The sequence below is a fragment of the Bacteroidota bacterium genome (assembly GCA_016195025.1).
Taxonomy (GTDB): domain Bacteria; phylum Bacteroidota; class Bacteroidia; order Palsa-948; family Palsa-948; genus Palsa-948.
The window spans coordinates 35645-56992 of the sequence record JACQAL010000043.1 but is presented as its reverse complement, the minus strand read 5'-3'; the positions used below and the strand labels follow the sequence as shown (position 1 = coordinate 56992).

Annotated in this window: 12 protein-coding genes; 9 read left to right on the top strand and 3 right to left on the bottom strand. The window is 40.6% G+C overall.

What is annotated here, in order from left to right:
- Window positions 1-10: 10 nt before the first annotated feature.
- Together HY063_09185 and HY063_09180 are read right to left on the bottom strand one after the other, a co-directional pair.
- Complete coding sequence (locus tag HY063_09185; protein MBI3501956.1) at window positions 11-1975, bottom strand: tetratricopeptide repeat protein; 1965 nt, start codon at window positions 1973-1975, stop codon at window positions 11-13.
- Window positions 1976-1989: 14 nt separating this feature from the next.
- Entirely contained in the window at window positions 1990-3729 is a 1740-nt protein-coding gene (locus HY063_09180; GenBank protein ID MBI3501955.1) for a tetratricopeptide repeat protein, read from the bottom strand.
- A 112-nt stretch (window positions 3730-3841) separates the two neighbouring features.
- Here HY063_09180 and lpxK point away from each other — a divergent pair, with 112 nt between their 5' ends.
- The 5 genes from lpxK (at window position 3842) to HY063_09155 (ending at window position 11119) form a co-directional block, all read left to right on the top strand.
- The gene (gene lpxK / locus HY063_09175; GenBank protein MBI3501954.1) at window positions 3842-4915 is read left to right on the top strand and encodes a tetraacyldisaccharide 4'-kinase; all 1074 of its coding nucleotides are present in this window, start codon (window positions 3842-3844) and stop codon (window positions 4913-4915) included.
- On the top strand, window positions 4875-5699 hold the full coding sequence (locus HY063_09170; protein ID MBI3501953.1) for a purine-nucleoside phosphorylase: 825 nt from the start codon (window positions 4875-4877) through the stop codon (window positions 5697-5699). Before lpxK ends, HY063_09170 begins: the two co-directional genes overlap by 41 nt.
- A gap of 193 nt (window positions 5700-5892) precedes the next feature.
- The gene (locus tag HY063_09165; protein MBI3501952.1) at window positions 5893-6480 is read left to right on the top strand and encodes a sigma-70 family RNA polymerase sigma factor; all 588 of its coding nucleotides are present in this window, start codon (window positions 5893-5895) and stop codon (window positions 6478-6480) included.
- Window positions 6467-7705: a PKD domain-containing protein gene (locus HY063_09160; GenBank protein ID MBI3501951.1), complete on the top strand. Its 1239-nt coding sequence runs from the start codon at window positions 6467-6469 to the stop codon at window positions 7703-7705. The genes HY063_09165 and HY063_09160 overlap by 14 nt, the downstream gene beginning before the upstream one ends.
- Before the next feature lie 102 nt (window positions 7706-7807).
- Window positions 7808-11119 (top strand): PKD domain-containing protein, encoded by a 3312-nt coding sequence (locus HY063_09155; protein ID MBI3501950.1) that lies wholly within the window; start codon window positions 7808-7810, stop codon window positions 11117-11119.
- A 159-nt stretch (window positions 11120-11278) separates the two neighbouring features.
- On the opposite strand, the gene HY063_09150 is transcribed toward HY063_09155, so the two are convergent.
- A complete protein-coding gene (locus tag HY063_09150; protein MBI3501949.1) occupies window positions 11279-11938 on the bottom strand; it encodes a hypothetical protein in 660 nt (219 codons plus the stop codon).
- Between the two features lie 508 nt (window positions 11939-12446).
- On the opposite strand from HY063_09150, the gene HY063_09145 reads away from it, so the two are divergent.
- The 4 genes from HY063_09145 to HY063_09130 all read left to right on the top strand — a co-directional run bounded on the left by HY063_09145 (window position 12447) and on the right by HY063_09130 (window position 21335).
- Complete coding sequence (locus HY063_09145; GenBank protein ID MBI3501948.1) at window positions 12447-12758, top strand: hypothetical protein; 312 nt, start codon at window positions 12447-12449, stop codon at window positions 12756-12758.
- Window positions 12759-12874: 116 nt separating this feature from the next.
- On the top strand, window positions 12875-14311 hold the full coding sequence (locus HY063_09140) for a T9SS type A sorting domain-containing protein (GenBank protein MBI3501947.1): 1437 nt from the start codon (window positions 12875-12877) through the stop codon (window positions 14309-14311).
- A 104-nt stretch (window positions 14312-14415) separates the two neighbouring features.
- Entirely contained in the window at window positions 14416-15876 is a 1461-nt protein-coding gene (locus tag HY063_09135; GenBank protein ID MBI3501946.1) for a T9SS type A sorting domain-containing protein, read from the top strand.
- Between the two features lie 17 nt (window positions 15877-15893).
- Entirely contained in the window at window positions 15894-21335 is a 5442-nt protein-coding gene (locus tag HY063_09130) for an SBBP repeat-containing protein (GenBank protein MBI3501945.1), read from the top strand.
- Window positions 21336-21348: the final 13 nt, after the last annotated feature.

Below are 21348 nucleotides of genomic sequence, written 5' to 3'. Positions count from 1 at the left end.
TTCTTCATTGTTACACTTTATTTTCCACAAAATACATTTCAATTTCTCCTTTGTTCTTGGCAGGGATTTTTCCGCGAAACTTGAATTCTAATCCTTCAAGGTTTTCAAAACCTTGAAGGATTTGGTAAGTTGCTCCTGAAATATTTATTTTTCCCGGTTCGCCTGATGATTCCATTCGCGAAGCGGTATTCACCGTATCTCCCCAGATGTCATAGGCAAATTTTTTATCGCCCACCACTCCTGCGGTAACGGGACCGCTGTGAATACCAATTCTCAAAGAGTGGAGTGAGGAGTTGGGAGTTGGGTGATTTGTATTTGTCTCCGAACTCCGAACCCCCAACTCCAAACTTTTCATAAAATTCTGAATCTCCAATGCCGCTTTCACAATTTCTTCTGCATGATTTTCATTTGGAAGAGGCAACCCGCTGGCGCACATGTAGGCATCACCAATTGTTTTTATTTTTTCAATGTTATATCTGGAAATGATTTCATCAAACTTTTTGAAAAGAAAATCCAATTCTGAAACCAATTCTTCGGCAGATAATTTTTCTGCAATGGTGGTGAACCCTTTGAAGTCGGTGAACATTACGGTTACGCTCTCATAATATTTTGGAGATGCCTTGCCTTTCGCTTTTAATTCTTTCGCAGTTTCGGCAGGTAAAATGTTCAGCAAAAGTTTTTCGCTTTTCCTTCTTTCCTTATATATGAACAAAGAAAGCACAAGCACAATTAAAAATCCTCCGGCAACCGACCAAATCACAATCTTCTGTCGGTTCAGTTGCGCATCTTGTAATTCTTTATCCTTATTTAATAAAGTAATCTGCTGTTCTTTTTTTTCGGTTTCATACTTTGTTTGCATTTCGGCAATTTGCTTGGAGGATTCTTCGTTGAGTATGGAATCTTTTATCTGCGAATATTTTTGGTGATAATCATAGGCGGATTTGAAATCGCCTTTGGCTGCGGATAAATCGGATAAACCGCTATATGCTTCTTTAATAAACTCTTTTTCTCCTATTTCATTGGCTAATTTTAATCCTTTATCTAAATAGTTTTGCGACTCTATATATTTTTTTTCTATCGTCAGAACTACACCAATGTTAATAGAAGCAGCAGCCATGCCTTGTTTGCTGCCGATGTCTTGGTTTATATTCAAAGAGTGCAAATAATTGGTGAGGGCATCTGCTGTTTTGCCTTGGTTTTTGTAAATGATGCCCATATTATCATAACACATGGCTATGCCGTCCTTGTCTTCGATTTCCATAAACATTTTTAGCGCGCGCGAATAATTTTCTAATGCTTCCGAATCATTTTTCAGATTCTGGTAAACGCTGCCGAGATTGTGGTAGCAATCGGCAATTCCTTGCTTATCCGCAATCTCCTGCCTGACCTGCAAGGACTGTGAAAAATAGTTCAGCGCCTGCGAATATTCGCCTTCACGTGCATAAATGCCTCCAATGTTATTATATGTAGTTCCGATTCCTCTTTTGCCGGCATATATATCACCGGCATTTTTAATATGCTCTGCATTTTGTAAAATTTCTTCTTTTATTTTCAAAGAGAGAAAATAATTTTTAAGTGCATCGGGGTAATTTCCTTCGTGTGAATAAACCAGCCCGATACTGTTATAGGAAGCAGCAATTCCCTTTTTATTACCAATTTCTTTTCTGATTTGTAATGCAAGAAGATGGTATTTAATCGCCTCTTTATAATCGCCTTTGCTTTTACAGATGGTGCCCATGTTGTTGTAAGCATCGGCAAGACCTGTTTTGAAATTTATTTTTTCGGAAAGCCGTTTTGCGTTCTCAGCATGTATGTACGCAGTGTCGTACTGTCCTTTTTGCCATAATTGCCTGCATAGTTCGTTAAGGATAGTTACTTTGTTCGTGTCTTCTTTTGCAGTTTTCAAAATAGTTTGTAAAGAATCTATTTTGCTATGCCCTGCAAAGCACCAGGAGCAGAAAAGAAAAAAAGACATATAAAAAATTTGTTTCATATCCTTTCCACTCCGTAAGGAGTCCTTTGGACAAAATACATTTCAATTTCTCCTTTGTTCTTTGCAGGAATTTTTCCGCGGTGGGTGAATTGACAACCCCCTTTATCCCCCTTTGTTAAGGGGGAATTTTTTACGAGTTCGTATGTTGCTCCCGAAATATTTATTTTTCCCGCTTCGCCCGATGACTCCATGCGCGATGCAACGTTCACCGTGTCTCCCCAGATGTCGTAAGCGAATTTTTTATCGCCTACCACTCCTGCGGTGACAGAACCGCTGTGAATTCCAATTCTCAATTTCCATTTTCCATTTTGTTCAATCATCCAATTTTGGATTTCTAATCCCGCTTTCACAATTTCTTCTGCATGATTTGCATTCGGAGTTGGCAATCCGCTTACGCACATGTACGCATCTCCGATTGTTTTTATTTTTTCAATGTTGTATTTTGAAATTATCTCATCGAACTTTTTGAAAAGAAAATCCAATTCCGAAACTAATTCTTCGACAGATAATTTTTCTGCAATGGTTGTGAATCCTTTGAAGTCGGTGAACATTACGGTTACACTTTCATAATATTTCGGAGAAGCTTTACCTTTTGATTTTAATTCCTTTGCGGTTTCAGCTGGAAGAATATTCAATAAAAGTTTTTCTGATTTCTTTCTCTCACGAAAAATAAAAATGGAAAGTATCAACACAATTAAAAATCCTCCGGCAACCGACCAAATCACAATCTTCTGTCGGTTCAGTTGCGCATCCTGCAGTTCTTTGTCTTTGTTCAATAAAATTATCTGCTGCTCTTTCTTCTCGGTTTCGTATTTGGTTTGCATTTCGGCTATCTGCTTGGAAGATTCTTCATTCAGCATGGAATCTTTTACATCAGAATATTTTTTGTGGTATTCGTAAGCGGATTTAAAATCATTTTGTTTCGCGTATGATATAGACAGTCCGTCATAAACATGTTTCATTCCATCTTGATCGCCAATTTCTTTATCAATGTCCAATGCTTTATTAAAATACTTAATTGCATCTGCATGTTTGTTTTGCTCTTCATAAAGGTCTCCGATGTTAATATAAGAATCCGACAAAGTATTTTTATCGCCAAGTTCTTTTCTTATCATTAATGCTTTTAATTGATATTCCAATGCAAGGGAAAAATTTCCCTGCTCTTTATACACTACTCCCATATTTCCATAACTCATATCTATTCCTGCTTTATCGTTTACGGTTTCAAAAATTTTCAATGCGGCTGAAAAATTATCCAATGCCTTCGAATAATTTTTTTGTTCGTGGTAAACAGCGCCTATTTTAACATAACTGTGCGCCATGCCCGAACTGTCTTTTATCTCTTCTTTTATTTTTAAGGATTTAAAATAATTTTCAAGCGCAAGAGTATTATTTCCCTGAGAATAATAAATGCTTCCTATATTGCTGTAGCTGGCAGCAATCCCGTTTTTATCACCTAACTCCTCTCGGATTTTTACGGACTTAATATAATTATTCAACGCAGACACATAATCTCCCTGCTGCCAATTGGTAGCGCCAATACTGTTATAGCTGCTGGCTTGCCCTTTCTTGAAATTTATTTTTTGCGCAAGTTGCAGCGCTTGTCTTGCATACTCAAGGGATTTCAGAGGATTCACTGTACGGTATTCCCATGAAATATTATTCATCATCTTTACTTTTGCAGTATCTGCATTTATTTTCTCAAGGACTTGCAATAAACTATCAATCGTTCTCATGGTCTGTGAAAAATTTTCTTGCGAATTGAAAAAATGAAACAAAAAAAGAAGAATGTATATTACTTTTGATTTCATGCCCCAAACTTACTAATGTTATTCGTACTTTTATAAAATGAATTTCCTCCGCCTTTTATTATTCCCGTTTGCAATGCTTTACGGCATTGTAATTTTTTTCCGCAACCTGTTTTATGACTTCGGAATTTTTCCTTCACAGGAATTTGAAAGAGGAGTAATTGTAATCGGAAATCTTTCGGCAGGCGGAACCGGCAAATCTCCGATGACAGAATATTTGATTCGACTGCTAAAAGAAAATTTTTCTGTTGCCACACTCAGCAGAGGATATAAGCGCCACACGAAAGGATTTTTAGTTGCCGACACTAATTCAAGCTCTTTTCAAATCGGAGATGAACCGCTGCAATTCAAAAAAAAATTCACCGATGTAATTGTTTCCGTAGATGAAAACAGAAAGCACGGAATAAAAAAACTTTTCGCACAGTTTCCCGAACTCAAATCAATTTTGCTGGATGATGCTTTTCAGCACCGCAGAGTGAAAGCCGGGCTTTCCATTTTACTTACCGATTACGGAAAAATGTATTACGATGATTTTCTTTTGCCTGTGGGAACCTTGCGCGAATGGCGCGCGGGAAAAAAACGCGCAGATATAATTGTAGTTACAAAATGTCCTGATACTCTTTCTCCGGTTGAAAAAAGAATCATTCATAAAAAAATAAATCCTGAGGCGCATCAGCATGTTTTTTTTTCGCACATCAACTACGGAGAACCGGTATCCGTTTTCGGAACATCAACTATTTCCCTTGATACTAATCTTACTTGTATTTTACTTGCAGGAATCTCTAATCCAAAACCGCTGGAAAATTTTTTGAAAGAAAAAGCAGGAAATATTATTCCGGTTAATTATCCCGACCATCATCAATATTCACTGGTGGAAGTAATGCAACTCATAGAAAAATTCAACGGCATTTCTTCTGCAAACAAAATAATTATTACTACTGAAAAAGATGCCATGCGGCTCGATCAACCGGGATTTATGGAAGTGCTGAACAAACTTCCTTTATATTATATTCCCATAGAAATTACCTTTGATGAAAAAGAAAAAGAAGAGTTCAATAAACTAATAACGGATTATGTCATTAGAACAAATCAAAAGCACAGAGGAGTTCATTAAGAAACAAGTTGCCCCGGTACTAAAGGGAGAACCCAGTGTGGGAATTATTTTGGGAACAGGTCTTGGCGGATTAGTGAAAGAAATAGAAATTCTTCACACAATTCCCTATGAAAAAATTCCTAACATGCCCGTTTCAACAGTAGAAGGACATTCAGGAAAATTAATTTTCGGAAATCTGGGAGGAAAAAAAGTGGTTGCCATGCAAGGGCGGTTTCATTATTACGAAGGATATTCTATGCAGCAGGTAATTTTTCCGGTTCGCGTGATGAAATTTCTCGGCATAAAAAATTTATTCGTGAGCAATGCGAGCGGAGGAGTAAATCCGGATTTTTCAATTGGCGACTTGATGATTATCACCGACCACATCAACCTGATGCCTAATCCGCTCATCGGGAAAAACGAAAATGAACTGGGTGTTCGCTTTCCCGATATGAGCGAAGCATACGATAAAAATTTAATCGCGAAAGCAAAAGAAGTTGCGAAAAAAAATAATATCAAAGTGCAGCAGGGAGTTTATGTGGGATTAACAGGACCAACTTTAGAAACTCCTGCTGAATATAAATATGCGCGCATTATCGGAGGAGATGCCGTGGGCATGAGCACCGTGCCCGAAGTAATTGCCGCGCATCACATGAACATTCCCGTTTTTGCCATGAGCATCATCACCGATGTAGGCGTGGAAGGAAGAATAATGAACACTACTCACGAAGACGTGCAACGCGCTGCCGAAAAAGCCGAGCCGCTTATGACAAAAATCATGAAAGAGATGGTCGGAATGCTGTAAGCGCTGATTATCTTCTACTTTCCTTTTTAAATAAATCTTTTCAAAACTTGACTTTGAACGATAAATTTTCTTCCTTTGGGCTGCTCAATTAATAAACAAGGCAATGGCTGCAGAAAGCATAGAATCCTCAAAAAATACTTTGATTTCAAAGGCAACCAATTCCGGTTCCCGCGTCTTTAATGGTGAAAAGCCGATGAATCTGCCAGAGAACCCGGAAGCGTTATTTGAAATTATTGAGGGATGTATCCGTGGCGAGCGCAACTGCCAGCAAAAAATTTATGAATCGTTTTACGGAACAATGATGGGACTTTGCTTACGCTACACAAAAGATAAAGACGATGCGCTGGATGTTTTGCAGGATGGATTCATAAAAGTGTTTCTGAACCTGAAACATTTCGGAAACAAGGGCTCGCTCGAGGGGTGGATGAGAAAAATAATGGTTAACACCGCGATTGATTTCTACCGGAGAAATAAAAAATCGCTGCTGTTTGCCGATTCAGAGTATGTAGAAAAAAATGCAGAAGAAGTAACCGAAGAAAATAATAATGAAGAAGAATTTCTCAGCATCAGCGCCAGTGAAATCATGGAAGCAGTGCAGCAACTTACCCCCGCCTACCGAACCGTATTTAATATGTATGTGGTGGATGGATACACACATAAAGAAATTGCAGAACAACTCGGAATAAATGAAGGAACCTCAAAATCAAATTTCGCCAAAGCAAAAAAGAACCTGAAAAAAGTATTAGCAAAAAAAACAAAAGTAGTCAATGAACAAGTTTGAACAACATATCAAAACATCGCTTGAAAATTATAATGCAGATTATAATCCCGCTCACTGGGAAGATATACAGAACCGCCTGAACAAATCGGGTGCTGGAAAATCTTCTTACAGCGCAGGAAAAATTACCGGAATTGCCGCAGGAGTTATTGCGGCAGCGGGTTTAATTTATTTCTTCATGCAGGGAAATTCTTCTTCGCCTGAAAAAAGCAACGCAGAAAAAGTTATTTCTCAGAATGCAGATATAAATAAGGTAAAAGAAAATGCTGCGCAACAAGAAACACCGGCAGAAAATAAAAACCAAACAGCGGCCCTTAACAATTCCGAAAATAAAAATTCTGTAAAAGAAAAAAATATTCCTGCTGAAACTAAAACGCAGGAAGAAAAAACTACTGCGGCAGAAAATACATCAGACAAAACCAATCCGGAAAATATTCAGGCGAAGCAGGAACCTTCGCCTGTGCTTGTTACTTCTTCCTTCAATGCAACGTTCCATTTTAATCAGCCCACTGCATGTGCAGGAACTGCCGTTCAGTTCATTGCTGACAATGCGGCAAGTTCCTGCGCGTTCAGGTGGGATTTCGGTGACGGAAGAACATCGGCAGAAAAATCCCCTTCGCATGTTTATGCAAAAGCGGGAAATTATACCGTGAAACTTAAACTCACCGACTCAAAGCAAAACCTTTCGGATGAAAAACAACTTGCGCTCCCTGTTAATCCTGTTCCCTATGTGGAAATTGATTTTACTTCTTCAGAAAACAATCCTTCCGAAATAAATTTTGAAGCGAAAGGAAATACTATTTCCGAATACGTATGGAACTTTGACGACAAGCAAACCTCTTCGGAAAAAAATCCGGTTCACAATTACATGAAAAAAGGAACGTATCAGGTTACGCTGACTGCAAAAAATTCTTTTGGATGCACTGCTGCGGATAAACGAAATGTAACTATTGAAAATCTTTTCCCGCTTGCGCCCGATGCATTCAGCCCAAATGGCGATAGATTGAACGATACATGGATGCCGGCTTCGCTGCAAAACGGTGATTTCAATTTCACGCTTACGGTGTTTGATAAAAATATGAATACGGTTTTCAAAACTTCTAATAAGAATGATTCGTGGGATGGAAGCGGAGCAAAAACAGGCGAGCGGTTCACATGGAAACTGATTGTGAAAAATAAAAACGGGAAAGAAACATCGTATACCGGATTTATCTTAATTGCCGAATAAAGAAATGTGAATTAAAAAATAACATTAAATACTTGACATTGGGTTATGCAAAATTTACCTTTGGTCGCACTAAAAAAAATATTCCCCAACTATTTCAATCCCATGAAAAAAGTTTTTACCCTCTCCCGATTTCTTTTCTGTGAAGCGCTGATTGCGCTTTTTTGCTTTCAAACGGCAACCGCACAGGAAGTGAAGTACAAAGAAAAAAACATGCAGATTACCACGCATGAAACCAGCCAGATGGATGAAGCAACCATCCGTAAAAAAATGAAGGAGGATGGTCTTTTTGAACCTGTTATTGATAAACTGCTTGCGCAAAGGAAACTCTGGGTTCAGCGGGGAGGGAATTATAAGTGGTCAAATGCAACGAATGGAAATTGCACACCAAACGGAAGCGCCCCTTGCGGTGGCTTGGGCGTTGAAAGCGGCTGGGGCGCATGGCAATGGCAGAATGGAACGAACAGTGGTTCAAATCCTCCTACATGGGGCCCAGGTCCTAATGCAAATCCCGCAACCAGTCCCACTTTTTACAATATTACGAGCGGTGCAGGAATTGACTGCAACACCCCTGGACCCAATGCAGGCGACCCGCCTATTCCGGTGGTTTGCCCGGGTTTTGGAAATCAATCCATAAAAATTGGCGACAACTGCGGTGTTGGTTCAAACTGCGAACAACTTACTTATCCTTTAAATGTAACTGCGCAGGATACCAATTTTGTTTTTGCTTATGCCATCGTAATTGAAGATGCGGGGCATCTTCCAAACGAACAACCTTATTGTGAAATTACTATTTATGATAATAATTGTAATCCGGTACAATGCGTTCCGCTTATTTACACAGGAGGCCCAAGTATTCCTGGTTTTTACAAAGTAAACCCTGCTGCCTGCTGCGCCTATCCGTTCTCCGACCAGTATAAACCCTGGACCTTGGTGGGAGTAAACCTTTCACAATATGTTGGGCAAACATTAAATGTAGTTATAACAAATTGTGATTGCGTTTATGGCGGGCATTTTTGTTATTCTTATTGGGACTTTTTATGCGGCACTGCTTCGCTGGCTGGCGGCTGCGTGGGAAATACAGCCACCGTATGCGGACCTGTTGACCCTAATATAAGTTATACTTATCAATGGTATGTGAATGGCAGCCCAATTCCACCTCCGCAGGGAACACAGCAATGCATCACCTATACTTCCCAGCCGGGAGATACTCTTACTGTAGAAGTTCAGCAGCCGTCCGGATGTAACTTTCATTTACTGTATGTTCCTGCAACCGTGCAGCCGAATTTTAATTTCACGGGACAATGCGGCACGTTTACTTTTATGGACAGCAGTACGGCAATTCCTTCCAATGTAACCATCACCGGATGGAACTGGAGTTTTCCCGGGGGGAATCCCACTTCCGCCACTACTTCCACTGCAACGGTTACGTATCCCAATGCCGGAAATTATTCCGTCACGCTTACTGTAACCTGTTCGGCAGGATGCACGGCTTCCATTACCCATACAGTTAATGTAAATGGCTTACCGCAGGCGGCATTTACGGTTACTTCCGTGTGCGCGGGACAAGCCACCACGTTTACTGATGCTTCCGTGGCAGCACAAGGCGACCCGATTGTATCGTGGAGCTGGAGTTTCCCGAGCGGAAATCCGGCAACCTCTACTTCTCAGAATCCTGTTGTGTCATATCCTCCGGGAAATTATACCGCCTCGCTTACGGTTACCAGCCAGGGAGGATGCACTTCTACTATTTCTATGCCGGTATCCTTCAATCCGCCTCCCGTTGCCAACCTGAGCGGAAACAATGTTTGCTTTAATAATCTTACCACGTTTACTGATTTATCTACCGGGAACAATACCATCAGCGCATGGAACTGGACTATGACCGGAGGAAATCCGTCTTCTTCCACTTCGCAGAATCCCACCACCACTTTTGGAAGCCCGGGTACTTACACGATCATGCTGGTGGTAACAAATAATTATGGATGCAAAGATTCGAATGTTACAACGGTGGTGGTGAACCCGCTGCCCGTTGCCAACTTCACCTACACTCCCGTTTGTTTCGGCAGCTGCACCAGTTTTGCAGACGGTTCAAGTATTTTTTCGGGCAGCATTACGGGCTGGAGTTGGAATTTTGGCGACCCGAGTTCGCCTTCCAACACTTCAACGCTGCAAAACCCCTGCCATATATTTACTGCGCCCAATACCTACACTGTCTTCCTTACGGTTACATCAGACAGCGGATGCCAGAGTTCCACACCGCTTCAGGTTACCAATTACGCGCTTCCGGTTGCTAATTTTTCGAGCACGGCAGTGTGCTTAAATGCATCCACTAATTTTACGGATGGTTCCACTTCCACTGTGAACGCGTGGTCGTGGAATTTCGGTGACCCGAGTTCGGGAAATAATACTTCCGCCCTGCAAAATCCTTCGCATGTATTTACCGCAGCCGGCAATTATACCGTAACGCTCATTGTTACCACTCCGCAGGGATGCAAGGATACCGTGAATAAACCCGTGACGGTTTATAATCCTCCTGTCGCCCTTTTTACAAAACCCGACAGCGGATGCTCTCCCCAGACATTCTGCTTTACGGATTTATCAACATCAACGGACGGCATCCTTACCAACTGGTACTGGAATTTTCCCGGGGGAACTCCGGCAACTTCCACTGCGCAAAGCGGCTGTTCTTCCTGGAGCATACCGGGCACCTATGGCGTTCAGTTAATTGTTACCACGCAATACGGCTGCAAGGATACTTTATTCCAGCCAAATTATATTACCATTTTCGGATGGCCCAATGCTGACTTTTGCATGAACACCAACGAAGCCAGCGTGAATGACCCGCAATTCTATTTCTGCCCGCAATGGACGAATGATGTTACGCAATGGACATGGGATTTCGGTGACGGCTCGCCCACGGTGAGCGGAAACTCTTCCAACAACCAGAATACAAACCCCGCCCATTCTTATTCTGCGGTGGCGACTAACAATGATTTTTATTCCTTTAATGTCTGCGTATCGGTTCAGAATGTGCACGGATGCTACGACAGCACCTGCCACGAAGTAACGCTTACTCCCGAATATTCGTTCTACATTCCCAACTGCGTAACTCCGAACGGGGACGGAATCAACGATGTTTTCTTCGGAAAGAGCCGCGGGGTGAAGGATTACAATATCTGGATTTTTGACCGATGGGGAAATATGATTTATGACTGCCATTACTCCGGCAAAAATGTGGACTGGGATAAATTCGGGCAGGGCGGCATGTCCTCTGCCTGCAAGTGGGATTCAAAGGTGGAAGGCGGAAACAGCAACGACCTGGTGCAGGAAGATGTGTATGTGTGGAAGGTGAAACTTACCGATATTTTTGACAAGGTGCATGAGTATATAGGGCATGTGAGCGTGGTGAAGTAATTCGGATGGCGGGGCATAAAACACCAAACCCCGGTTACTATGCTTCTCCGGGGTCAGGTACAATCAAAACACCAAACCCCGGTTACTATGCTTCTCCGGGGTCAGGTACAATCACGGTTCGAATTAACGGACAATGATGTTTTGATTTTCGCGGCTTGGTTATCCTCCATACACAATAGATGCTATGCTGCTGTCGAGCCCGATTTCACGGTCACCGAATACGCCATGGAGTTTGTACTCCCGTTCTTCGGGAACGTTGGGGGTTGACAACAAGCGGTTATCCACAAAAGGCGTGTACTTCACCTTGGAGCCAATCAGCATCCACGCTGTCTGACCTTTCAGGCGGGCATACACGTTGTATGCTTCGGCATCTCCTTTCATCGCTAAGATGTGCACAAAACCGGAATCTATGAACGCTTTCCTGATTTTCGGTTTGTACAAATCAAGATGAGCCAGGTGCTCAGCGCCTTCAATTTCCAGGTCTTTGCCAATCGCATCGGTATAGCCATTGCAGTTTTTCATGCGTTTGGCTTTTTTGCGCAGGTCGGAAGTCATTGCCTTCAGCGCGTTCTTTACCGCTTTGGATTTATTATGTGCATCCACTTTAACGGCATCGAGCGCGGCTTCGGTATTCGTATAGCCGTCAATAAAGTTGACGCTATCGGTAACTTCCTGTCCTGTCAAACTGAGGTTCGGACCATGCGTTTGAATTTTCGCGCGCATGTTCGTTGACCAGAGAATGCGGTTGCCTTTCCTTTTGGGAATAAAATCCAACTTCTTCTTCGAAGTGGTTTCAGTCGCTTTTTTCTGTTTTGCCATTTTTTATATCTCCTTTCACTTTACCCTCCGCACATTCCGCTTCACTGTTGAATTTAAAACCGGCACGCTGCCTGTTTACGGAACGGAAGGATTGACAACCCCTGTTGTTATCGGGGGTACTCCGTTCTTCCCTGCCATCGCAGGGAATTTTTGTTGTGTACTTTTTCTCTCTCATCTTTTTTACTGTTCCCTGTTTTTAGTTTTACAGTTCGCAGTTAAGCATACCTATATCCAACAGTGTGCCAAACTCTGAATTTCCCCTATGGAAATTGCTTTTCTCATAGGGGAATTTGCCTCATTCATGGAAGAAACTCCTATTCTCATAGGAGAAACACCCGCGCTCGTCTAAAACTTTGGCAGGCAATTGCTCGTTGAGTAACCGGTCGTTTTGCCGAGTAACCGGCAAATGGCAAAATATTTGCGGTGCTTATCCGTTAATGAAAAAATGTACATGGAATTTGTAAACCGGGCCATAATTCATGCAGTACCCACTGAGTTATTTTACAAATTGGCGTTCAGGCAGACAGGCATTGACTGGGAACCGATGGATGATAACGGAGCCGGACTGGTGTTTCTTATTCATGAATTTGAAAACCACGAGCAACTGCTGGCATGGATGGAAAACAACTATGAAACATGGTGGAATATTTTATTCGACAAATTTCAACCGACTACCGACATGCGCCCTTCCAAACCAAGCTGGAAAAAACTTAATAAGTTTTTTTACATCACCTGTCAGACAGTAGTGTTTGACATGCTTCCGCTGCCCGTAGAAAAGAAAGATGAAACCCGCTTTCCGAAAAAACCGGGGAAGGGATGAATAGTGAAAGCCGGCTTCCTTCCGCCTTATACCTTTTACCTTATTCTTTATTCCCTCCTCCGTTTGTTTTTTAAAAAAATATTGTTAGGTTTGTAGCGTTGTTTCAATTACACCTCATGCGCAAGAAATTAAAAATACTTTTTTGTCTTTTATTATTTTCCTTCTGTAAAAATTTTTCTTTTTCCCAAAATATATTATGGCAGAAAACTTTTGGCGGTACAGGAGAAGATGCTTTATATTCTGTTTCTGAAACAAGCGATGGCGGATATATATTAGCTGGTTACACAAAACCTACCTATAACATTTATTTGGTAAAAACCGATTCTAACGGTGATTCCTTGTGGACCAGAATCATTAATTGGGGCGAATACGCATACGATATTAAAGAAACCAATGATTATGGATATATAATAACAGGGCAATTCTGGGATACAACAACCGGGCAATATTCGATAGGATTATTAAAAACCGATGGAAGCGGAAACCCCCAATGGGTGAAAAGATTCGGAGGAACAATTTGCTGCAACTGGGGTTCAGGCGTAGTGCAATTATCTGATGGCGGTTATGCAGTGGTGGGTACGGAAGGCGGTCTACCCGGCTATCCTGATGGAAATGATATAAGATTAATCCGAACTGATTCAAATGGCAATATGCTCTGGTCAAAGAAATATGGGGGTTCAAAAGCTGATATTACAGAGTATCATTCACTCAATACAACAAAAGATGGAGGATTTATACTTTCTGGAGAAACGCGGAGTTTTTCAGATACTACTTATACTGACATATTTTTAATCAGAACGGATAGCAACGGAGATACGCTTTGGGCAAAAACTTTTGGCGTTGATACGCTTTGGGAATCGGCATATTCAATTTATGAAACAAGCGATAAAGGATTTATTGCTACCGGAGAAGAAGGAAAATTTCCTTCGGTGATGGAAAACATGTATACTGTAAAAACTGATAGCAATGGTAATGCTGTATGGATAAAAACGTATGGCGGACCTGCAGGAGAATATTCTTATGATGCAATTAAAGTATATAGTGGCTATGCCATAGCCGGTTGGACAGATAGTTTTGGAGCAAAAAACAGGGATGGTTATGTGGTTAGAACCGATACGAACGGCAATCAAATCTGGTCTGTTTTAATTGGTGGAAATTCTCCTGATGGCTTTGTTGTTATAAAACACTTATCCGATGGTTCGCTAATTTTAGGAGGCAACACATATAGTTTTGGTAATGGAGATTTAGATTTATATCTCGTAAAAATTTCAGATACGCTTACAAGTATATTCTCTAATGAGGCACAGGAAGTAAAAGGAATACTGTTTCCCAATCCGTTTTCCGAAAAATCAGTTTTATATATTAACAATATTAATCTCTGGCCTGAAGCGGAAATGAAAGTGTTTGATAGCATGGGTAAGGAAATAAGAAATATTAAAATTACAAATGCAATGACCAGTTTTTACAAAGAGGGGCTTTCTGCCGGAATTTATTTTTATGCTGTAACAAGTAAAACAAAATTCCTGTTCAGCGGAAAATTCATCATACAGTAATCTTTAAATTACAACCACATGAAAAAATTAATCTTTATTCTTATTGCAGTTTGTTTTTCAAAAAAATATTCTTACGTTTGTAGCGTTGTTTCAATCCTTCCTCCATGCGCAGGCAGGTAAAAATATTTTTTTCTTCTTTTGTTTTCTCTTTTGTATTTTTTGCCAACTGCTTACTGCCAACTGCCAACTGTTTTGCTCAAATCACTTTTGAAAAATACTACGATACTATTAATTGTTATAGCGGGCAGTGTGTGCAGCAAACTTTTGACGAAGGGTATATAATTACAGGGACTCATTCTGTTTATGCAGGCAATAACAATGTTGTTATTTTAAAAACTGATTCTGTAGGAAATCTCAAATGGTTAAAATCTTATGGAGGTACAAATAACGATGGCGGAACATTTATTCAGCAAACACCCGATAGCGGATTTATTGCTGTAGGAGACAAGGATGCTATTTCATCTACCAATAGCAAAATATGGTTATTAAAAACTGATAAAAATGGTGACACGGCTTGGACGAAAACAATTACCGCAGGAATGGGCGCCAACGTTTCTGAATGCATTCAGAATACCACTGATGGCGGCTATATCGTTTGTGGTTACACCTCAGCAAAAGGCGCGGGAAGTAATGATGTCTTTTTAGTCAAGACCAACTCCAGTGGCGATACTGCATGGACCAAAACTTTTGGAGGGACAGATGCTGATGTGGGAACTTCTTTACAGCAAACAACAGATGGCGGTTATATTATTACGGGATATACTTTTAGTTCTAACCCCGGAGAAATAGATGCATATTTAATTAAAACTAATTCAGCGGGTGATACACTATGGACAAAAGTTTTTAAAGGTAGCAATCAGGCGCGCGGTTTTTCTGTTCAGCAAACTACTGATGGCGGCTATATAATTGCGGGGATACAAACCATTTCTTCTACTGGTAATCTTGTTTCTTATCTGGTAAAAACAAATTCTGTAGGCGATACTTTGTGGACAAAAAAATATGATACACTTGTTTCTAACAACGCTTATTCGGTTCAGCAGACAAATGATGGTGGATATATTATGGGCGGAAGCATTGCAATGCCTCCAAATAGTTATGGTAATGTTTATTTAATCAAAACGAATAATCTTGGAGATACTTTATGGACCAAAAACTTTGGAGGAAGCGGTCCTGATTTAGGATATTTTATCCGACAAACAAACGATGGCGGTTACATTGTTACTGGTGAAAGCGACAGTTGGGCTCCTTACTCAATTTTCCTTGTTAAAACGGATAGTGCTGGTTTTACAACTACTGGAATAAATCAAATACTGTCAATAAAGAATAACATTCTTGTATTTCCAAATCCCCTTGTTTCTACGGCTACTGTTTGTATTCCTGAACCTCTTGGTAGTACGGAAATGCATTACGAAATTTTTAATCTTTTTGGGGAATTGATTGAAAGAAATAAAATCGCTCCTGGGCAAAAACAATTTATGATTGAAAAAAAATCCCCTGCAGGAATTTATTTTCTTAAGGTGTATTCTAATAGCCATGAATTTATTTCCAAAATTATTATTCAATAAAAACTAAACCTATTACAATGAAAACATCATTACTCTATTCATTGTTCGCAGTAATTGTTTTTTCTTGCTGCAATGTTTCCATTTCACAAACTCAAATGAGAAACTGGGTGATTCCTCCCAATCAGGCAGATGTTTCTAATCCAATTCCTACGATTACAAGTATTTCAAGCGGAGTTTCTGTTACCCATGAAGCGAACGGAATATATGATGCAAACAATAATCTTATGTTCTATTGTTCGGATGATAACATATACAAAGCGGGCAGTTCCACTGCCATTTCTCCTCTCGGAGATAATGCCACTCACATAGGAAAAAATGAAATTGCTATCGTGCCTTTTATGGATAATGACGCCTGCAATAAGAAAAAATATTATGTGTTTTTTATTGAAGACGAGCCAATTGATTTTGGTCCCATGGAGTTGTGGGCTACGGTAATAGATATGTCATCGGGCAGCCCCGTTGTTGTGTCAAGTAACTATCGGAACACTCCGTATACTATCTGGACTGACAAATTTGACGGTTCGTGGGGCGGCATTGCGGTTGGAAAAAATGTAGGCGGCAAGCGCTATGTATATGTAATGCGCAGCCATCTTGAGCGATTTACAATTTCGGTTCCTGATGCGAGTAATAATTTCACCGGTATATCCGATTGGCAGGTGCTTGCAATTCCTGGCTCTTTTGATTATCATACTATGGAAATGGACCTTTCGCCCGATGGAAAATGGCTGGCATGGGGAAGTTTGCATCAATTTCCAACTCTTTACAATTATAATATCATAGGACTCACTGCAAGCACAGGAAATTTTAACAACATAGTGAAGCAGTTTAATGTGGGAATAATTGATGTGAACCGGTTCATGGGACGCGGTGTGGAATTTGATGCAACAAGCACAAAATTATTTGTGGGGGCAGGAAGTGATGGGGTGTTTTATGTTCCTGTAAACAACACTTCAAGTCAAACGCGTATTACTAATTCAGATGTTCAGGGGCTTGGATTCTCGCAATTAGAATTAGCGCAGAATGGTTTTATTTATGCGGCAAAATCAAATGTTGCAATTCCCATCGATCCAGTCAACAACATAATTGGCCCTACCAATTCAAATATTTCTTCGATTACACCCGGCAAAAACAATAACGGTGGTTTTTTTTCAAACTGGCCCGATTTTTTTACCCTGCCCGATCAGATTGACGGGGAGAATTACAGTTCGTTCAACATTACTCCGCTTGCCTATACTGCCACCAGTTTTACCGCGCCAAATACTCCTCCCATCAAAGTATGGACAATGCAGAGCAATGATATTACAGGCACTTCAAATCCGCCTGTTATAAGAATTCAGACAAAGCTTACAATTCCCACTGGTTTAACTCTCGCAATGGGAAACATGTTTTTTGAATTTGGCCCAAACGCAACGCTTGAAGTGCAAAAAGGCGCACAACTAATATTAGATAATACATTGCTGGCAGGGGTGCAGTGCAATTCAATGTGGCAGGGAATCATAGTTGATGACGGAGGAAATTTAGTTATGAATAACAGCGGCAATACTTCGCTTCATCCAGTGATTCGCGATGCAAAAATTGCCATAGATGCGGGCGGTACGAATGCGAAAGTAAACCTGAGCAACGCTCAGTTTAATGCCAACGGAACACATCTTCGACTTACAAATGTTTCCGGCTCTAATATAAGAACAGTTGGTTGTGCTTTTTCCCATATGCTTCCATTGAAAGACCAATTTTTCGGGCAGCAATTAACCGGAGTTCAGGATAACGGAGCATATAAAGGAAAAACAAGCATTGAAATTTTAAATACAACAAGCACGGTAATTATTGGCGACCCTTCCAGCAGCGCTTTCAAAAATGCTTTTAACCGGGGCCAGTATGGAATTAAAATTTCCAATTCGTATGCTGCTATTCAGCAGAATAATTTCAATACTATTCTGAATACTGCTATTGAAGGAGATGGCTCAGGCGGCAATAAAAGTATAAATGTTACAGACAAAAATATTTTTAATTCTGTAACGCAGGGAATTTATTTGCATAATGGAGTAAATTCCACTATACAGGGAAATACGTTTAACAATGGAATTCATTTCGGAATTTTCTGGCAGAGCAATAACAACAGGCAGTTGATAATCGGAGGGAATTCTTCCGGTCAGAAAAATATTTTTAATAATAACAACTGGGCTGCAATTATGGCGCAGACAAACGGTGGCGCGCAAATAAAAATCATTGGCAATGATTTTAATGGCGCTCCGTATGCCGATGGAATTGTCGTGCAGGAATGGGCGCTGAGTTCGTCTAAAACTTTTCAACTTCTTGATATTAGCAATAACATCATAAATAATATCGGAAACGGAATAAAGTTGAACAACATTCGGGGAGATAATAATTCATACTCGCTTATTCTTTCATCATCATCATCGAGCAATATAAAAAATAATACTATAAATTTTGTGACCACTTTTTCTTCCTCGACAAGAGGAATTCAGGCAACTAATTCCCCCGGGTTAAGGATTAATGAAAATAATATTGCTTCTGATAATCCTTATGGTTGGATGAACAGCGGAATTAATGCCACGGATTGTGAATATAGTTTGGTTCACGATAACACTGTTCAGGCGGGAAAAGGAATTCATCTTGTAACCAATGTTCGTTTTTCGCATATATACTGCAATACATTAAGCAAAAATGTTATTGGAACTCAACTGGCAAGCACTACCTTGAGAAATCCGGTAACATTCCCTTCTCAAGTTGGAGACATATATACCCATGGCACCGTTAATTCTCCGCGCGACAATTCGTTTTCAAATGCAGCTTCGTGGGGTGGAGAAGTGGAATTATTTAATAGCGATGCAAATCAATATTCTACTATCAAGAGATATAATCAATGGTTTTTTAAAACCGGGAAAGTGCCGAATATAATGTATACAGGATGTGCGGCTTCTATTTCAAATACAACCTCTGCAAACGGGCCTTGCGAAAATATTGCTCCCCCACCTGATTCGAGCAAGAATGTTCGCGCTTTTTTTGTTGACAGCGTTCAGCAATGGAAAGCAGATTACGAATACTATGTGAAAAAATTACAGACACATGAAGGCAATAGCGATGTGATAGATTTTATCAAAAAAGTTGTAAAAGTTGAAGATGCAATCGGGCAAGGGAATTATGTTACTGCAAACGGAATGCTGGCCGGGTTGCACCCTTCCTTTTCTCTTGAAACATATTTAAAGCAGGTGCTTGGAATTATTATTGCCTATCATTATCCTGTTGCCCGCCCCTTAACAGATAACGAAATTTCCATTTTAACAAACATTGCATCATTGAATTCAATAAATGCAGGCCCGGCAGTATTCTCCGCCCGTGCAGTGATGAAAGTTGAGTTTAACAAAGATTTCATAGATGATGAAATTACCGGAAGAACCATAGTTGGCAATGTTGCATTAACAAACAATTGTTCGAGTAACAATGTAAAAAATATTTCTATTGGAATTCTTGACAATAATAATAATGTTCAAACAAATATTTCACGTGTTCTTACTGATAGTAATGGAAGATTTGTATTTGACCCTTATCAATTGAGATTGCTTGATACAACTCAGTTGTTTGGATTTTATCTTGATACTAATAAATACATAATAGATAATCCGGAATTTAAAACAATAAGAGAGTGGGTTAGCGGTGGTCTTTTCACATTGGGAATATCAGGAAAAAATATTGTGCAGGCATGGTCAGCCATATACAATGGTCCCGCCAATGCTGGAGACGGAGGGAAAGATATTGCCGTGGATGATGCAGGAAATGTTTATGTAACCGGAAGCAGCACAGGTATAGGAAGCGGATTGGATTTTCTCACCATCAAATACAATTCGGCAGGCGATACCCTCTGGACAAGACGATATAACGGCAGCGGAAACGGAGAAGACCGCGCCAATGCGCTTGTGCTTAATAAGGACGGAAATATATATGTAACGGGAAAAACATTCTCTTCTAACGGTGATTTTGATTTCCTCACCCTGAAATACGATAACAGCGGAAACCTGCAATGGGTAAAAACGCACGATGGAACTTCGGGCGCAAATGACGAAGCAAAATCCATAGCCGTAGATGGCAGCGGAAACGTGTATGTAACAGGCGATGCCGATAATGCCGGAACAGGCGAGGATTACACCACCATTAAATATGACGCTTCGGGAAATGAACTCTGGGTGCAGGCATTCGATGGAACGGGAAGAATGGACAATGTTTCTGCCATTGCAGTGGATGCTTCAGGAAATTCCTATATCACCGGCTGCATACAGATGGGACCGAACCTCACTGATATGGATTTCGCCACGCTCAAATACGATGCAAACGGAAATGTATTGTGGACTCAAACCTTTAATGGAAGCGCCAATGGAAATGACATGACGAATGCGCTTGCTTTGGATGCAAGCAACAATGTAATTGTAACCGGCTTCAGCCAGGGAGATACTTCAGGACTCGACATTGCCACCATCAAATATGATACGGACGGCAATCAACTCTGGCTTAAAAAATATAACGGGCCCGCCAATCTTGATGATGCAGCCAATGCAATTGCCGTAGATAAATTAGGAAACATTTATATAACAGGAGCCAATTTTACCCTGCTGACACTTCATGATTTTGTAACCTTAAAGTACGATGCAGGCGGTTCGCAGTTATGGGTTCAGCATTATCATAGTTCAGTTGCAGTTAATGATATTGCGCTTGACATTGCGCTTGATGACAGTTCAAATGCCTACGTGACGGGATATAATTTCACCCTCATTAATAATAATCATGACTACGCAACTATAAAATACAGCACTGACGGAGTTCGGCAATGGGTGGAACATTTTAATGGCTCACAAAATGCTGATGACGGAGCTACTGCAATTGCAGTGGATAAAAACAGCAATGTATATGTAACAGGAATTACAAATTCTGGATTCAGCTTAACCTATCCGCAGATTGCAAGCCAAAGCGATTATGCTACGGTGAAATATATACAATGCGACCAAGCATCTTCATCTCTGCGCACTCAACAGCAAAACAATAATTCAGCAGAAACAAAACAGCCGGAAGTTTCCGCATCACAATCCACAATTTCCATTTATCCCAACCCCAGCAACGGCAGCATGACAATAAAATATTCACTTGAACAAACTCAGCAAGCCAGATTTGAAATTTACGATGTGGTGGGAGTGAAAATAGCGAGTTACCTCCTGCCTTCAGAGGCAAACACGCTTTCTGTTTCTGAAAATAATTTTCAGGAAGGCGTGTATTTTTACCGCGTCGTCAGCGTTCGTACCACTCACGCCAGCGGTGGTGCGGTAATCGTCAGCGTTCGTACCACTCACGTCACGAGGCGTACCACTCACGTCACGAGGCGTACCACTCACGCCACGAGGCGTACCACTCACGTCACGAGGCGTACGGTAATTTCCGATTTCGAAAATTAAAACCGCAATTTCC

What these genes read in the sequence shown, in the direction of transcription:
- HY063_09185 (MBI3501956.1), bottom strand. Translation starts at nt 1,975, where the DNA reads ATGTCTTTTTTTCTTTTCTGCTCCTGGTGCTTTGCAGGGCATAGCAAA.
- HY063_09170 (MBI3501953.1), top strand. Translation starts at nt 4,875, where the DNA reads ATGTCATTAGAACAAATCAAAAGCACAGAGGAGTTCATTAAGAAACAA.
- HY063_09140 (MBI3501947.1), top strand. Translation starts at nt 12,875, where the DNA reads ATGCGCAAGAAATTAAAAATACTTTTTTGTCTTTTATTATTTTCCTTC.
- HY063_09165 (MBI3501952.1), top strand. Translation starts at nt 5,893, where the DNA reads ATGAATCTGCCAGAGAACCCGGAAGCGTTATTTGAAATTATTGAGGGA.
- HY063_09150 (MBI3501949.1), bottom strand. Translation starts at nt 11,938, where the DNA reads ATGGCAAAACAGAAAAAAGCGACTGAAACCACTTCGAAGAAGAAGTTG.
- HY063_09135 (MBI3501946.1), top strand. Translation starts at nt 14,416, where the DNA reads ATGCGCAGGCAGGTAAAAATATTTTTTTCTTCTTTTGTTTTCTCTTTT.
- HY063_09180 (MBI3501955.1), bottom strand. Translation starts at nt 3,729, where the DNA reads ATGAGAACGATTGATAGTTTATTGCAAGTCCTTGAGAAAATAAATGCA.
- HY063_09155 (MBI3501950.1), top strand. Translation starts at nt 7,808, where the DNA reads ATGAAAAAAGTTTTTACCCTCTCCCGATTTCTTTTCTGTGAAGCGCTG.
- HY063_09160 (MBI3501951.1), top strand. Translation starts at nt 6,467, where the DNA reads ATGAACAAGTTTGAACAACATATCAAAACATCGCTTGAAAATTATAAT.
- HY063_09130 (MBI3501945.1), top strand. Translation starts at nt 15,894, where the DNA reads ATGAAAACATCATTACTCTATTCATTGTTCGCAGTAATTGTTTTTTCT.
- lpxK (MBI3501954.1), top strand. Translation starts at nt 3,842, where the DNA reads ATGAATTTCCTCCGCCTTTTATTATTCCCGTTTGCAATGCTTTACGGC.